Source organism: Nocardioides sp. Soil_C_8 (genome assembly GCF_057656315.1).
The window spans coordinates 1-15,127 of the sequence record NZ_JBDGKQ010000002.1 but is presented as its reverse complement, the minus strand read 5'-3'; the positions used below and the strand labels follow the sequence as shown (position 1 = coordinate 15,127).

At 73.2% G+C, this 15,127-nt stretch carries 15 protein-coding genes; 9 read left to right on the top strand and 6 right to left on the bottom strand.

From position 1 onward, the window contains the following. Positions 1 to 8: 8 nt before the first annotated feature. The 5 genes from AC3A3L_RS09890 (at position 9) to AC3A3L_RS09870 (ending at position 5,225) form a co-directional block, all read left to right on the top strand. Positions 9 to 1,157 carry an inositol-3-phosphate synthase gene (locus tag AC3A3L_RS09890; protein WP_487639861.1) on the top strand — a complete coding sequence of 383 codons (1,149 nt, stop codon included), beginning with the start codon at positions 9 to 11 and terminating at the stop codon, positions 1,155 to 1,157. After that, the gene (locus AC3A3L_RS09885; protein WP_487639860.1) at positions 1,154 to 1,705 is read left to right on the top strand and encodes a copper resistance CopC family protein; all 552 of its coding nucleotides are present in this window, start codon (positions 1,154 to 1,156) and stop codon (positions 1,703 to 1,705) included. The genes AC3A3L_RS09890 and AC3A3L_RS09885 overlap by 4 nt, the downstream gene beginning before the upstream one ends. Before the next feature lie 135 nt (positions 1,706 to 1,840). Beyond that, positions 1,841 to 4,360 carry a molybdopterin oxidoreductase family protein gene (locus tag AC3A3L_RS09880; protein WP_487639859.1) on the top strand — a complete coding sequence of 840 codons (2,520 nt, stop codon included), beginning with the start codon at positions 1,841 to 1,843 and terminating at the stop codon, positions 4,358 to 4,360. Continuing rightward, positions 4,360 to 4,821, top strand: a complete 462-nt coding sequence (locus AC3A3L_RS09875; protein WP_487639858.1) for a hypothetical protein — start codon at positions 4,360 to 4,362, stop codon at positions 4,819 to 4,821. The genes AC3A3L_RS09880 and AC3A3L_RS09875 overlap by 1 nt, the downstream gene beginning before the upstream one ends. Continuing rightward, the gene (locus AC3A3L_RS09870; RefSeq protein WP_487639857.1) at positions 4,818 to 5,225 is read left to right on the top strand and encodes a CBS domain-containing protein; all 408 of its coding nucleotides are present in this window, start codon (positions 4,818 to 4,820) and stop codon (positions 5,223 to 5,225) included. Before AC3A3L_RS09875 ends, AC3A3L_RS09870 begins: the two co-directional genes overlap by 4 nt. Before the next feature lie 8 nt (positions 5,226 to 5,233). Here AC3A3L_RS09870 and AC3A3L_RS09865 read toward each other — a convergent pair whose 3' ends face one another. From AC3A3L_RS09865 to AC3A3L_RS09850, 4 genes are read right to left on the bottom strand one after another with little or no spacing between them, the layout of a single operon-like run. Continuing rightward, the gene (locus AC3A3L_RS09865; RefSeq protein WP_487639856.1) at positions 5,234 to 5,641 is read right to left on the bottom strand and encodes a universal stress protein; all 408 of its coding nucleotides are present in this window, start codon (positions 5,639 to 5,641) and stop codon (positions 5,234 to 5,236) included. Next, positions 5,638 to 7,191: a tripartite tricarboxylate transporter permease gene (locus AC3A3L_RS09860; RefSeq protein WP_487639855.1), complete on the bottom strand. Its 1,554-nt coding sequence runs from the start codon at positions 7,189 to 7,191 to the stop codon at positions 5,638 to 5,640. The genes AC3A3L_RS09865 and AC3A3L_RS09860 overlap by 4 nt, the downstream gene beginning before the upstream one ends. Continuing rightward, complete coding sequence (locus AC3A3L_RS09855) at positions 7,191 to 7,739, bottom strand: tripartite tricarboxylate transporter TctB family protein (RefSeq protein ID WP_487639854.1); 549 nt, start codon at positions 7,737 to 7,739, stop codon at positions 7,191 to 7,193. Before AC3A3L_RS09855 ends, AC3A3L_RS09860 begins: the two co-directional genes overlap by 1 nt. After that, complete coding sequence (locus AC3A3L_RS09850; protein WP_487639853.1) at positions 7,736 to 8,752, bottom strand: Bug family tripartite tricarboxylate transporter substrate binding protein; 1,017 nt, start codon at positions 8,750 to 8,752, stop codon at positions 7,736 to 7,738. Before AC3A3L_RS09850 ends, AC3A3L_RS09855 begins: the two co-directional genes overlap by 4 nt. 112 nt (positions 8,753 to 8,864) lie before the next feature. Between AC3A3L_RS09850 and AC3A3L_RS09845 the strand changes: the two genes are divergently transcribed. From AC3A3L_RS09845 to AC3A3L_RS09830, 4 genes are all read left to right on the top strand, one after another. After that, complete coding sequence (locus AC3A3L_RS09845; protein WP_487639852.1) at positions 8,865 to 10,475, top strand: sensor histidine kinase; 1,611 nt, start codon at positions 8,865 to 8,867, stop codon at positions 10,473 to 10,475. Further along, positions 10,472 to 11,161, top strand: coding sequence for a response regulator (locus AC3A3L_RS09840; protein WP_487639851.1), 690 nt, complete (start codon positions 10,472 to 10,474; stop codon positions 11,159 to 11,161). The genes AC3A3L_RS09845 and AC3A3L_RS09840 overlap by 4 nt, the downstream gene beginning before the upstream one ends. A 94-nt stretch (positions 11,162 to 11,255) precedes the next feature. Beyond that, on the top strand, positions 11,256 to 12,770 hold the full coding sequence (locus tag AC3A3L_RS09835) for an AlkA N-terminal domain-containing protein (RefSeq protein ID WP_487639850.1): 1,515 nt from the start codon (positions 11,256 to 11,258) through the stop codon (positions 12,768 to 12,770). 1 nt (position 12,771) lies between these two features. Continuing rightward, entirely contained in the window at positions 12,772 to 13,254 is a 483-nt protein-coding gene (locus AC3A3L_RS09830; RefSeq protein WP_487639849.1) for a methylated-DNA--[protein]-cysteine S-methyltransferase, read from the top strand. Here the strand turns inward: AC3A3L_RS09830 and add are convergent. Beyond that, on the bottom strand, positions 13,251 to 14,282 hold the full coding sequence (add, locus tag AC3A3L_RS09825; protein WP_487639848.1) for an adenosine deaminase: 1,032 nt from the start codon (positions 14,280 to 14,282) through the stop codon (positions 13,251 to 13,253). The genes AC3A3L_RS09830 and add overlap by 4 nt on opposite strands. Positions 14,283 to 14,350: 68 nt before the next feature. After that, positions 14,351 to 14,941, bottom strand: coding sequence for a TIGR03086 family metal-binding protein (locus AC3A3L_RS09820; RefSeq protein ID WP_487639847.1), 591 nt, complete (start codon positions 14,939 to 14,941; stop codon positions 14,351 to 14,353). Positions 14,942 to 15,127 lie beyond the last annotated feature (186 nt).

Here is a 15,127-nt window from a genome sequence, read left to right as displayed (position 1 = left end):
AGGACGCCATGACCCACACGCCCGAGGTGACGGCCAGGACTGGCGTGTGGTTCGTGGGGGCGCGAGGCTCGGTGGCCACCACAGCGGTGGTCGGTGCGTACGCCGTGGCGCATGGCCTCGCACCGACCACCGCTCTCGTGACCGAGCTGCCGGAGCTGCAGCCCGCAGGCCTGCCGCCCCTCGCGGGCCTGGTCTTCGGCGGTCACGACGTCAGCTCCCACTCACTGCCCAAGCGGGCCGAGGAGCTGGCCGCGGGCGGCGTCGTGCCGGCCACCCTCGTGGAGGCTGCGCGCGCCCACCTCGAGACCGTCGACACCGAGGTGCGCCCCGGCCACGCCACCGGCTCCGCCACCGGCGCTGCAACCGTGGCCGAGGCGGTCGAACGGCTCGCCGACGACATCGCCGACTTCCGCGGCCGGCACCGGCTCGACCGCGTGGTCGTCGTCGACGTCGCCAGCACCCAGCCGCCCGTGTCCGACCCCGAGTCGATGACCGACGTCGACGACACGCTGCCGGTCGGGGCGGTCTACGCCCTGGCGGCCTTCCGTGCCGGTGCCCCCTTCGTGTCGTTCACGCCCAGCCCGTGCCTGCGACTGCCGGTCGTGGTCGAGGCCGCACGGCGCAGCGGGCTGCCCTGGGCCGGCTGTGACGGCAAGACCGGCGAGACCCTGCTCAAGTCGGCGCTCGCCCCGATGTTCGTCATGCGCGCCCTCGAGCTGAGGTCCTGGACGTCCGTCAACCTCCTCGGCGGTGGCGACGGCGCGACCCTGGCCGACCCCGAGGCCGCCCGCAGCAAGACGGTCGCCAAGCGCAGCGGTCTCGACGCCATCGCCGGCCGGCCCGTCCCCGGGCCGATGCACATCGACCAGGTCGAGGACCTGGGGGAGTGGAAGACGGCGTGGGACCACGTGCGGTTCGACGGCTTCCTCGGCACCCGCATGACCCTGCAGCTCACCTGGGAGGGGTGCGACTCCGCGCTCGCCGCGCCGCTCGTCCTCGACCTGGCTCGACTGGTGTCGGCGGCCCACGCGGCCGGCAGGACGGGCCCGCTCACCGAGCTCGCCTTCTTCTTCAAGGACCCGGTCGGGGCCACCGAGCACCGCCTGGCCCAGCAGTGGGACGACCTGGTGTCCTGGCGCGCGGGGCTCGGACGATGACGCGCAGCGCGGACCCACGGCGACGAGCCGCGCGGCTCGTGCTCGCGGTCGTGGTGGTGGCCGTCGGCTGGGCCGTCGTGCCACCGGCCTCCGCGCACGACGAGCTGCTGTCCTCCGACCCGTCCGAGTCGGGGGTCCTCACCGCACTGCCCTCGCGCGCGATCCTGACCTTCACCGGACCGGTGGCCGAGGTCCACGAGGTCACCGTCACCGGGCCGGACGGGAGCGTCACCAACGGCGTCGCCACCTCGACCGGGCCCGAGGTCCGGCAGAACCTCTGGGCCGGCCCGGACGGGACCTACACGATGACCTACGACGTCGTGTCGTCCGACGGCCACGAGATCGCCGGCGAGATCCACTTCGAGGTGGGCGACGGGGTCGCGACGGATGACGACGGGGCGGGCGCCGACGGGTCCTCCGCCGCAGCGTCGGGAACGGACAGCGAGCTGCGCGCCGTCGTCGTCCCGGCCGGCGTGGTGCTGCTCTCCGGGGCCTGCGCGCTGCTCATCCGGCAGCGGCGTCGGGCGGCACGGGGACAGCCGAGCTGAGCGGTCCGGGCTCGTCCAGCGGGCTCACCCCGCTGGGTCTGACTCGGGAGTGGCCCCGGTGCTGCACTGGAGGTCCGTGCGGTTGCGCACGGGCCGGCGCTCGGAGGCGCACGCGAGGTGGAGCAGGAGGAGATCGTGACCGACCGGATCGCCGACATCTTCGGGGCGCGGACGCCGCACGCGAAGGGGTCCGTGTGGCCGGCCCGCGTGGACCAGTACCTCGATCCCGGGCTGGAGGAGCGGGACGTCGAGGCATGGGTGCAGTCGGCGTGCCTGCTGTGCAGCAACGGCTGCGGGATGGACATCGCCGTCAAGGACGGACGCATGGTGGGCGTGCGCGGCCGCGCCACCGACGTGGTGAACCACGGACGGCTCGGGCCGAAGGGGCTCTACGGCTCGACCGCGTGGGCGAGCGCGGGGGACCGGCTCACCCGCCCGCTGGTCCGCGACGGTGGTCGGCTGGTCGAGACCGACTGGGACACCGCGATGGGACGCATCGTGGAGAGGTCGCGCTCGCTCCTGGAGGAGAAGGGCCCGCTGAGCCACGGGTTCTACACCTCGGGCCAGCTGTTCCTGGAGGAGTACTACACGCTGGCGGTGCTCGGGAAGGCCGGGCTCGGCACTCCCCACATGGACGGCAACACCCGGCTGTGCACCGCCACCAGCGCCGCGGCGTTCAAGGAGTCCTTCGGTGCCGACGGGCAGCCGGGCTCCTACACCGACATCGAGCACTGCGACGCGATCTTCCTCTACGGCCACAACATGCCGGAGACGCAGTCGGTGCTCTGGACGCGGATCCTCGACCGCACCCGCGGGGACGACCCGCCGACGATCGTGTGCGTCGACCCGCGACGGACGCTCGTTGCGCTCGAGGCCGAGCGGACGGGTGGCGTGCACCTCGCGCCGCGGGTCGGCACCAACCTCGCGCTGATGAACGGCCTGACCCGGGAGCTGTTCGTGAACGGCTGGGTCGACGAGGACTGGGTCTCCGCGCACACGCTGGGCGTCGAGGACCTGCGCTCGACGGTGGACACCTGCACGCCCGAGAAGGTCGCCGAGATCTGCGGCGTCGCCGCGGACGACGTACGTCGCGCGGCGCGGATCTTCGGTGAGAGCGAGGGCGTGCTGTCGACGGTGCTGCAGGGGTTCTACCAGTCCCACCAGGCCACCGCGGCCTCCGTCGCCGTGCACAACCTGCACCTGCTGCGCGGGATGATCGGGCGCCCGGGCGCCGGCATCCTGCAGATGAACGGCCAGCCCACCGCGCAGAACAACCGCGAGTGCGGCGCCGACGGCGACCTGCCCGGCTTCCGGAACTGGGACAACCCCGCCCACGTCCAGCAGCTCGCCGACGCCTGGGACGTCGACGTGATGACCATCCCGCACTGGGCACCACCCACCCACGCGATGCAGATCTTCTCCTACGCCGAGGCCGGGACGATCGGCCTGCTGTGGATCTCCGCGACGAACCCCGCGGTGTCCATGCCGGAGTCGTCGCGGATCCGCAGGATCCTCGGCGGCGACCAGTGCTTCGTCGTCGTGCAGGACCTCTTCCTCACCGAGACCGCCGAGCTCGCCGACGTCGTCCTCCCCGCAGCCGGGTGGGGCGAGAAGACCGGCTGCTTCACCAACGTCAACCGCACCGTCCACCTGTCCGAGAAGGCCGTCGACCCGCCGGGGGAGGCGCGCAGCGACCTCGAGATCTTCCTGATGTACGCCGACGCGATGGGCTTCACGAACAGCTCCGGGCAGCCGCTGATCGGCTGGCGCACGCCGGAGGAGGCCTTCGGCGCGTGGGCTGCGATCACGGCGGACCGGCCGGTCGACTACACGGGCCTGTCGTACGACAGGCTCCAGGGGCCGAGCGGGATCCCCTGGCCGGTCAACGCGGAGCACCCCGACGGCACCGACCGGCTCTACGCGGACGCCGTCTTCCCGACCGACACCGACTACTGCGAGACCTTCGGCCACGACCTCGCCACCGGGGGAACCGTCACCGAGACCGAGCACCGGGCGATGAACCCCGCGGGCCGCGCGTTCCTGAAGGGAACGGCGTACACACCCGCCCACGAGGAGCCGTCGGAGGACTTCCCCCTGCTCTACACGACCGGTCGCACGGTCTACCACTTCCACACCCGCACGAAGACCGGCCGCTCCGGCGACCTCAACCGCGCGGCGCCGGACGCATGGGTCGAGCTCTCGGCCGCGGACGCCGCCGCGCGCGGGATCGAGGAGGGGGACTGGGTGCGCGTGGCCTCGCCGCGCGGCGCGATCGAGGTCCGCGCACGCGTCGGGAGCGTCATGGACGGCGCCGTGTTCGCGCCGTTCCACTACGGCCACTGGGAGCCGGGCGCCGACGTCGGCGGGGGCCACGAGGACGCCGGTCGCAGGCTGGCCAACGAGCTCACCATGACGGTGTGGGACCCGGTCTCGAAGCAGCCCACCTTCAAGACCGCTGCGTGCCAGGTGACCCGGTTGCGGGGCGGTGACGGGCCGTCCCCGGCACCGACGACCACCGCGTCCGCCCCCGACGCCGACCGCGCCCCGCCCCGGCGCCGCCCCCGGGCGACCCGGGGCGGCCGACCCACCACCAGCACCCAGCCGGCCAGCACCCCGGACTACCCGCTCGACCCCGCCCAGCAGGGAGCACCGTGATGCCGCACCTGACGACGTACATCGGCCTCGCCGACCACAGCGAGAAGACCCTGGCGGACTCCTTCCGCGCCGTCGCGGAGGGGCACGCGCACGTCGCCGACGTCTTCCACACCTGCCGGATGCTCGCCGAGTGGTCGGATGCCGACCGGGAGGCACTGGCGCCGATCATCGAGCGCTACGGCGAGGCCGACGTCGACGAGCCCGAGCGGCTCCACGCCGCCGGGCTCGCCGAGACCAGGGAGGGCGAGATCGGGCTGCTGCGCGACCTGCAGGACCTGCACGTGCTCGCGTCGCTCGTGCAGACGACGTGGACGGTCATCGCGCAGGGGGCACAAGGCCTCCGCGACCGCGACCTCCTCGAGGTCGCCCAGCGCGCCGGCGTCCGGACGTCCCGCCAGATCACGTGGCTCGACACCCGGATGAAGCAGGCCGCACCCCAAGCACTGATCGTCGCTCCATGACGTCGCCGACGGTCGGCGAGGTGATGCTGGTGAGCCCCCACGTCAGCGGGCAGTCGACGACGGTCGACGAGGCACGCGCCCAGCTCGCCAGCGCCCACGTCCACATGCTGGTGCTCACCGTCACCGGACGCGTGGGCGAACCCCTGCTCGGGACCGTGGTCCACGACGACCTGCCGGCGCAGGCGCGTGGCGGCGCGACCGCGCTGTCGTACGCGCACCTGCGCGGGCGGAGGGTGCGCGCCGAGGTCGCGGCCGAGGAGGCACGCCGGACGTTGCGCGAGGCCGGGAGCCGGCGCCTGGCCGTCGTCGACGACTGCGGGCGGCTGCTCGGGCTGCTGTGCCTCAAGCGCGACGGCACGGGGTTCTGCAGCGACGCCGGCGTCCGGGCCCGACGGGCGACCTGACCGACGGGTCAGCCGGCGGGCTTCACCGCCAGCACGGCACAGTCCGCACCGAGCAGGATGCGCTGCGCGACGCTGCCCATGAGCAGCTTTCCCACGGGCGAGCGCCGACGCAGGCCGATCACCACGAGGTCCGCGGAGACGTCGTCGGCGATCGCGAGGACCTGGTCGCCCACGTCGGCGCCCATCGAGCGGCGTACGTCGACCTCGACCCCGCTGGTCGACAGCTCGCTGGTCAGGCGGGCCAGCTGCTCCTCGTCGGCGAAGCGGTCGTCCACCAGCGCATCGCCGCGGGTGGCGTTGACCACCACGACACGTCCCGCGCGGAGCCGCGCCTCCTCGACGCCTCGGTGCAGGGCGGCCTCGCCGAACTCGTCGGGCGTCCAGCCCACCACGATCACGGTCGCAGCGTCGTTCATCGCACCTTCTCCTCTGTGTGGGTGTCGTCGGCAGTGAGGCCCTGGTCCGCAGCGACCGCAGCGGGTGCCGGGCGCAGCCGGCGGACCGCGAAGGGTGCGACCACGGCGATCGAGACCACGACGTAGATGACGATCGCGAGCGGCTCGCTCCACAGCGCCGAGACGTCGCCGCCGGAGATGGCCATCGCCTCGCGGAGCCGGAACTCCATCAGCGGTCCGAGGATCACCCCGAGGATCAGCGGCAGGACCGGGAGCGCGAAGCGCCGCATCATCAGGCCGAGGAGCCCGAGCAGGAGCAGCAGGAACAGGTCGAAGGCCTGCAGGTTGGCGGCGTAGGCGCCCAGAGCGGCGAAGAACAGGATCCCCGCGTAGAGCTGGGGCCGCGGGATGCGCAGCAGCTTGGCCCACACCGGGGCGAGGGGCAGGTTGAGCACCAGCAGCAGCACGTTGCCGATGAGCAGGCTGGCCAGCAGGGCCCAGACCAGCTCCGGCTGGTCGGTCATCAGCCCGGGGCCGGGCTCGATGCCGTAGCCCTGCAGCGCGGCCAGCATGACGGCCGAGGTGGCCGTGACGGGGAGGCCGAGGGCGAGCAGCGGGACGAAGGTGCCCGCCGCGGAGGCGTTGTTGGCCGCCTCCGGCCCGGCCACGCCCTCGATGGCGCCCTTGCCGAACTCGTCGTGCCCCTTGCGGGCGGCGATCCGCTTCTCGGTGATGTACGAGAGGAACGTCGGGATCTCCGCGCCGCCGGCCGGCAGCGCACCGAACGGGAAGCCGTACGCCGTGCCGCGCAGCCAGGGTCCCCACGACCGCTTCACGTCCGAGCGGCTCATCCACGGCCGACCGACCGGGATGACGTGGGCGGGGTTGCGACGCAGGTGGGCGGCGACCCAGAGCGCCTCGCCGAGGGCGAAGATGCCGACCGCGACGACAACCACGTCGATGCGGTCCGCGAGCAGCGGCTGGTCGAAGCTCAGCCGCGACTGGCCGGTGTTGAGGTCGAGCCCCACGAGCCCGATGGTGAGGCCGAGGAAGAGCGCGATGAAGCCACGCAGCGGCGACCCGCCGAGCACGCTGGTGACCATGACCATCGCCAGCACCATGAGCGCGAAGTAGGACGGCGCGCCGATCTCGACCGCCACCGACGCCAGCGCCGGGGCGAAGAAGACGACCAGGAGCGTGCCGATGGTGCCGGCGATGAAGGACCCGATGGCGGCGGTCGCCAGCGCCTGCGCGGCCCGCCCGGCCCGCGCCATGAGGTTGCCCTCGAGGGCCGTCATCACCGACGCGGACTCGCCCGGGGTGTTGAGCAGGATCGCGGTGGTCGAGCCGCCGTACATGCCGCCGTAGTAGATGCCGGCGAACATGATGAAGGCCGAGATCGGCTCGAGGCCGTACGTCACCGGCAGCAGCAGCGCCACGGCCATGGCCGGTCCGATGCCGGGCAGGACGCCGACGAAGGTGCCGAGCAGCACGCCGATGACGGCGTAGAGCAGGTTCTCCGGGGTGAGGACGGACCCGAAGCCGTCCAGGAGCAGTCCGAGGTTGTCCATCAGAGCACCCCGTCCAGGATCCCGGCCGGGAGGATGACGCCCAGGCCCTCGTGGAAGAAGTACCAGCTGGACACGGACAGCACGAGGCCGACGATGACGTCACGCACGAGCGTGCGGCTCCCGAGCGACCACGCCGACCCGACGAACAGCAGTGCGCCGCTCACGGCCCAGCCGAGGAACGAGATGGTCAGCACGGTGAAGAGCAGGACGCCGACCAGCTTGAGGACGGTGACCCAGTCCGCGGGGTGGCGCAGGTCGACGTCCTCGCCGCCCTCCGCCTCCGGCACGTCGCCGCGCAGGGTGGCGATGACCAGGAGCACGCCGAGCAGCACGGTGACGGCGCCGATGACGTAGGGGAAGACGCGCGGGCCGACCGGGTCGCCGAAGCCGACGCGCAGCGTCGTGGCCTCCCAGAAGGTGTAGGCGCCGACGACGACCAGGAGCGCGGCGAGGCCGAGCTGGGCGAGGTCGCGGTCGGGACCGGGTGCCGACTGCGGGGACCCGGGGGAGTCCGCGGCGGGGGTGGGGGTGTCGAGTGGTGTGCTCACAGCAGGTCCAGCTCCTCGAGGGTGGTGGCGACGCGCTCGTCCTGCTCCTGCAGGAACGTCGTGAAGTCGTCGCCGGTCTTGAACTCGTCGATCCAGCCGTTGTCCTCGAGCGCTTGCTGCCACTCGGGGGTGTCGTGCATCTCCTCGAGCATCGCGATCAGCTCGTCGCGGCGCTGCTCGCTGATGCCGGGGGGCGCGAACACGCCGCGCCAGTTGGTGAAGACCAGGTCGATGCCGGCCTCCTCGAGCGTGGGCGACTCGCTGACGCCCTCGCCCTCGAGCCGCTCCTCGCCGGAGACGGCGAGCAGCCGCAGCTCCCCGGACGACAGCGGCCCCTCGAACTCGCCGACCCCGGAGAACCCGACGTCGATCTTGTTGCCGAGCAGTGCCGTGGTGAGGGGGCCGCCGCCGTCGTACACGACGTAGCGCAGCTCGCGGGGGTCGATGCCGACCGCCGTCGCCAGCTGCATCGGGAACAGGTGGTCGGGGCCGCCGGGTGACGACCCGCCGCCGATGACGACCGAGTCGGGGTCCTTCTTCCAGGCCGCGACGAGGTCGTCGATCGTCTTGAAGGGCGAGTCGGCCGGGACCAGCACGCCTTCCTGGTCCTCGATGAGCTGCGCCAGCGGCGTTGCGTCGTCGAGCTTGTAGGGGGCGCCGAAGGAGTAGAGCGACCCGACCACGCCGAGCCCGGCGGTCATCATGGTGCGCTCGTCGCCCTCGGCGTTCATCAGTCGTGTCATGGCGACCGAGCCGCCGGCGCCGATCACGTTGGTGACCTCGAACGACCCGGGGCTGATGTCGGCGTTCTCCATCACCGCGATGGCGGTGCGACCGGTCTGGTCGTAGCCGCCGCCCGGGCTGTTGGGGATCAGCATGGTGAGGTCGCTGGCGGTCTGCGGCCCGCGGGTCACCCCACAGCCGGTCGCGAGCAGCACGACGGCGGCGAGTGCCGTCAGCGCGGCCGCGAACCGCCTGGTCCGGGTGGTCCGCCTCGTCCGGTGGCGCAGCATGTGGTCTCCATCTGTCGGCTCTCGGCGGTCCGTGTCGTCGGACCGACGTGACGATGGTGGGAGACTCCTGTGGCGGACGTCACGGTTGGGTAAGCAATGGAGGTTGTGGAACTTGTGGTCACGCTCGCGCTGGTGGCCGGCGACGCTCGCCGGCCAGTTCCTGGTGCTGCAGCTGACGGTGCTCCTCGCCGTCGTGGCGCTGGCGAGCATCGTGTCCGTCCAGCAGAGCGACGCCGACTTCCGTGACACCCGCGGTGCCCGGATGCGGTCCGCGGCGGAGTCGATGGCCAACACCCCGGTCGTGCGCAACGCCTTCGTGCGGGACCGGATCGAGAGCAGGCGCGGGACGCTGACGTCGTACACCCAGCAGGTGCGCACCAGGGTCCAGGCCAGCGGCGTCTACCTCGCCGACCCCGACGGCGTCGTCCTCGTCAGCAGCGACTTCGGAGGCCGCGACCAGCACATCGACCTCGGCTCGAGCACCGTGCAGCAGCTGCGCACGTGGACCGGTGACGTCGACGACTTCGGTACGCCGTCGATCGCGGCCCAGGTGCCGATCATCGACGACCAGGGCGACTTCGTCGGCATCTCGATGGTCGCCGAGGAGTACCCCCCGTGGACGGAGCGGGCCCGCAGCGTGCTGCCGGACCTGCTCACCTTCGCCGGGTTCGCCCTGGGCCTCGGAGTGGCGGGCTCGTTCCTGCTCTCGCGGCTGATCCGTCGTCGTACGCGAGGCCTCGAGCCCGCCGCCATCGCGGCCCTGGCCGACCAGCGCGAGGCGCTCCTGCACTCGATCCGCGAGGGCGTCGTCGCCGTGGCCGACGACGGCACCGTCACCGTGCTGAGCGACAGCGCGCGGGAGCTGATCGGCCTCGACGGCGACGTCGAGGGGCGCAGGCTCGACGACCTCGACCTCGACCCTGCCGTGCGGGACCTGCTGTCCGACGACACCGAGATCCGCGACCGGGTCGTGGTGCTGGGCGAGCGGGTGCTCGTGGTCAACCGCAACCCGGTCGTCGAGGGCGGGCGCCGCGTCGCGGCGGTGACCACGCTGCGCGACCGCACCGAGCTGCTGGCACTGCAGAGCGAGCTCAGCGCACGCGAGTCGATCACCAACACCCTGCGCGCCCAGACCCACGAGTTCCACAACCAGCTCCACACCATCTCCGGGCTCGTCCAGCTCGGGGAGTACGACGAGGTCTCCCGCCTCGTCGGGACCCTGAGCCGGCGCCGCCGGGAGATCTCCGACGCCGTGCTGGCCCACGTCGAGGACCCGGCCGTCGCAGCGCTCCTGATCGCCAAGACGAGCCTCGCCGTCGAGCGGGGCGTCGAGCTCCGGATCGCCGACGGCAGCAGCCTGCCCCGGCTGGACCCGGAGGCCTCCACCGACGTGGGCACCGTGCTGGGCAACCTCGTCGACAACGCCGTGGACGCGTCGGTGTCGGTCGGCGGGACCTCGGTCGAGGTCCGCCTCTGCCTGGAGGGCGACGTCGTCCGGGTGACGGTGGCCGACACCGGCCCCGGTGTCCCACAGGAGGACGTCGGCCGGATCTTCCGCCGCGGATGGAGCTCCAAGGCGCCGACGACCGAGGGGCGGGGTGTCGGGCTGGCGCTCGTGCAGGTCGTCTGCGAGCGTCGGGGAGGCGCGGTCGGAGTCCGTGCCGGCGAGGACGGCACCGGAGCGGTGTTCGAGGTGCGGTTGCCGGGAGCGGAGGTCGGGTGAGCGGGACGGACGACCTCACGGTGCTGGTGGTCGACGACGACTTCATGGTCGCGCGCATCCACACACAGTTCGTGGAGCGCACGGAGGGCTTCGTCGTGGTCGGCGTCGCCACCAACGGCCAGGCGGCGCTCGACGACATCGCACGCCTGCGACCGGACCTGGTCCTGCTCGACGTCCACCTGCCCGACATGACCGGGATCGACGTGCTGCGACGGCTCCGGGCCGACGGCGACGACGTCGGCGTGCTGGTGGTGACGGCCGCCCGCGAGGCCGACACCGTCCGGGCCGCGGCGTCCGGGGGCGCCGTCCACTACCTCGTCAAGCCGTTCGACTACGACGACCTGCGTGTCCGGCTCGAGACCTTCCGTGCCGCGCAGCTCGCACTCTCCGGTTCGGGCGCGCCCGGCCAGGACGACATCGACGCGGTCTTCGGCTCCGCGGCCGCCGGACCGGCGCCCGCCGCGAGCCTGCCCAAGGGGCTGAGCCCGGAGACCGCCGAGGCGGTGCTGGACGCGCTGCGCGGCGCCGCCGAGCTCTCGGCGGGGGAGTGCGCCGACCTCGTCGGGATCTCGCGCGTCTCCGCCCGCCGCTACCTCGAGCACTTCGTCGCACGCGGGAACGCCGTCGTCCGGCTGCAGTACGGCGGCGCCGGCCGCCCCGAGCGGCGCTACCGACCGGCCGGATAGGTCAGCACGTTCCGCGCGGTCGTGTCCGGAATCCGCCGACGGCGGTGTCCGATTTCCGCTGGTGAACGCGAGTCCCGGGTGACAGGCTCGGGTCATGACACCGACCGGGCACCTTGACACCGAGGCCTGCTACCGCGCCGTCCGCAGCCGGGACCGCCGCTTCGACGGCGTCTTCTACACCGCTGTGCGCACCACCGGCATCTACTGCCGGCCCTCGTGCCCGGCGCGGACCCCGGCGCCGGGCAACGTCACGTTCCACCCCACCGCGGCGAGCGCGCACGCCGCCGGCTACCGCGCCTGCAAGCGCTGCCTTCCCGACGCCACGCCCGGCAGCCCAGAGTGGGACGTCGCCGCCGACGTCGCCGGGCGGGCGATGCGGTTGATCGCCGACGGGCTCGTGGACCGCGAGGGGGTGGACGGCCTGGCCCGCCGCGTCGGTTACACCTCGCGCCACCTCGGCCGGCTGCTCTCCCAGGAGCTCGGCGCGGGTCCGCTGGCGCTGGCCCGGGCCCGTCGGGCGCAGAGTGCGCGCGTCCTCATCGAGACGACCGACCTGCCTCTGACCGACGTGGCCTTCGCAGCCGGCTTCTCCAGCGTCCGCCAGTTCAACGAAACCCTGCGCGAGATCTACGCGTCCTCGCCCAGCGAGCTCCGCGGTCGGCGCGCCGGAGCCCGCAGCGCCGGCGCGGTCAGCATGCGCCTGCCGGTGCGCACCCCGTTCGCCGGGCGGCGGATGCACGCCTTCCTCGCCCACCACCTGGTGCCGGGCGTGGAGGTCGCCGGACCCGGCTGGTACGCCCGGACGCTCGACCTGCCCCACGGCAGCGGCACCGTGCGCCTGGAGCTGGACGACCTGCCCGACACGTCGGACCGAGCCGGCGGCGGGACCGCCTTCGTCCTCGCGGAGTTCCGGCTCGAGGACCTGCGCGACACCGCGGCCGCGAGCGAGCGCGTACGCCGCCTCCTCGACGCCGACTGCGACCCGCGCGCGGTGGACGACCACCTCGCGGCCGACCCGGCGCTCGGCGACCTCGTGCGTGCCACCCCGGGCCTGCGTGTGCCCGGCCAGGTCGACGGCGACGAGACCGCCATCCGCACGGTGATCGGGCAGCAGGTCAGCGTCGCCGGAGCGCGCACGGTCGCCGGCCGCCTGGTCGCGGAGCACGGCCGGCCGGTCGGGACCGACGTCCCCGGCCTCACCCACCTCTTCCCCGACGCCGCGACGCTCGCGGCCGCCGACCCGGTCACGCTGCCGATGCCACGAGCGCGGGGCCGGGCGCTCGTCGGGCTGGCCACGGCGCTCGCCGACGGCAGGGTGCTGCTCGACCGCGGCCCCGACCGCGACGACGTACGCCACGCGCTGCTGGAGCTGCCCGGCATCGGCCCCTGGACCGCGGACTACGTCGCGATGCGGGCGCTCGGCCACCCCGACGTCTTCCTGCCCACCGACCTCGCGGTGCGCCGGCTGCTCGCCGACCTCGCGGAGTCCGGAGGACTCGAGCCCGACCCCGAGCGGTGGAGGCCCTGGCGCTCCTACGCCCTGATGCACCTCTGGAACACCCTGATGCCCGACACCCCCGCGCCGTCCCGCGCTGACGAGGAGAACTGACATGTGGACCGTGATGCCCTCACCCGTGGGCGACCTGCGCATCGTCGAGCGTGACGGCTCGATCGTGGCGATCGAGTTCTCGCCGTTCCGCCAGCCGACCGACGGCCGCCCCTTGGGGGAGCGTTCGGACGCCCACCCCGTGCTGGCCGAGGCCGTGCGGCAGCTGACGGCGTACTTCGACCGCGAGCTGACCGACTTCGACCTGCCGCTCGCGCCGGTCGGCACCGACTTCCAGCAGCGGGTGTGGACCCAGCTCGGGCTCATCGGCTACGGCGAGACCGCGTCCTACGGCCAGATCGCCGGTCGGCTGGGCATGACCAACGCTGCGTCGCGGGCGGTCGGCCTGGCCAACGGTCGCAACCCGATCCCGATCGTGGTGCCGTGCCACCGCGTCATCGGCGCCAACGGCACGCTGACCGGCTACGCCGGCGGGCTCGAGCGCAAGCAGCAGCTGCTGGAGCTCGAGCAGGACGCGCTCTTCTAGGACCTAGGTCCGTCGGTCATCGCCACCATCGTGCGGAGGTCCGCCTTCTCCGACTCGTCCAGCCAGCTGGCCTCGATGCCGTCGAGGGCGACCTCGACCATCCGGTCCCAGCCCCAGCCGAAGGCCTCCGCCACGGCGGCGTACTCCCGCCCGAGGTCGAGGTCGCTCAACGCCGGGTCGTCGGTGTTGACGGTCGCGAGCAGACCGGCCGCGCGCATCCGGGGGAGGACGTGGTCCTCGAGGCGGTCGAAGCAGCGGGCGATGACCACGTTGGACGTCGGGCAGACCGTGATCGGGATGCGGTCGTCGACCATCCGGGCGGTCAGCACGGCGCTGTCGAGGACCGGCACGCCGTGGTCCACCCGCTCGAGGCCGAGGACGTCGAGGCAGGCGGCGACCTGCTGCGCGGTGGAGTTCTCGCCCTGGTGGCCGGTGAGTCGGAGACCGGCGGCGCGCGCCACGTCGTAGGCCGGCGCGTAGGTCGTGGAGTCGACTCCCAGCTCGGTCGAGTCCATGCCGACGCCGATCACCCGCTCGCTGCCGCGGGCTCCGGCGGACCGGAGCGCGACGAGCTCGTCGACGAGCTGGCGGCCGGCGTCCGGACCGAACGCGCGGTCCATGTCGGCGATCAACCGGCACGTCGTCCCGGTCTCCGCCTCGGCCGCTGCCAGACCCTCGTCGAGCCCGGCGACGATGTCCGCGAGGGCCTGGCCGTGCGCGAGGTGGCGGGCCGGGGTGAAGAAGCACTCCTGGTGGACCACGCCGTGGCGGGCGCTGTCGATCACCGCCTCGTGGGCGAGGCGTGCCCAGTCGTCACGGTCGGCCAGCGTGGACTGGACGAGCCAGAAGACGGCCAGGAACCCGTCGAGCGAGGAGTAGGTGTAGAGCTCCTCGAGGTCCTCGGTCGGCAGGGCGACGCCGTTCTTGCGGGCGAGGTCCACGACCGTCGCGGGGCGCATCGTGCCCTCGAGGTGGCAGTGGAGGTCGACCTTCGGCAGTGCGTCGAGTGCGCGGGCGAGCGCGTCCATGCCGCATCGTCCCACCGGCGCGGCGCGACGTCACCGGCCCGCCGCAGCGGTCTGGACACGTGGACCGGTCAGAGGCGCGCGGGTGCCCACTGCGGGTCACGGCCCGAGCGGGCGAGCACCTGCTCGAAGGGGGAGGCGTCGGGGCCGACCCCGACCGAGGGGCCGAAGAGCCCGGGCGTGCCGCCCTCGTCGAACCCGCCGACGAAGGCCATGCACGCCTCGGCGGTCGCGTCGTCGCAGTCGTAGGACTGGCCGGTGGCGCGCGCCAGGTCCCAGCCGTGCAGGACGATCTCGTCCAGCGCGACCAGCCCGCCCACCTGGCCCGGCAGGTCGACGCCGCCGGCGCGGGTCATGCCCTCCCACGCCTCGGGGTCGCGCCAGGCCGCTGCGAGTGCCGGCACCTGCGCTGCGAGCGCCTCGCGCCACCCGGGCTGGACCTCGGGCCAACCGGCGGCGTCGGGACTGGTGTCGGTGAGGGGACCGAGCTCCTTGTCCGCCGCCGCCCGGAAGGCGAGCGTCAGACCCACCAGGTGCTGCACGAGCTGCCCGAGCGTACGCCCGTCGCACGGGGTCGGTCCGGCGAGCTGGTCGTCGGTGACGTTGGCCGCGACGGCGACCAGCCGCTCACCGGCCGGGCCGAGGTCCACGAGATCTGCCATGCGGCCCACCCTGCCCGAGAACGCCGTCCGCCGGAAGGTGGCGGCGTACGACATCGGATCGGGCTGTGGGGATGTCGTGTGCCGCCACCTTGGGATGGCGGCGGTCGAGGGTGGCGGCGTACGACATCGGATCGGGCTGTGGGGATGTCGTGTGCCGCCACCTTGGGATGGCGGCGGTCGAGGGTG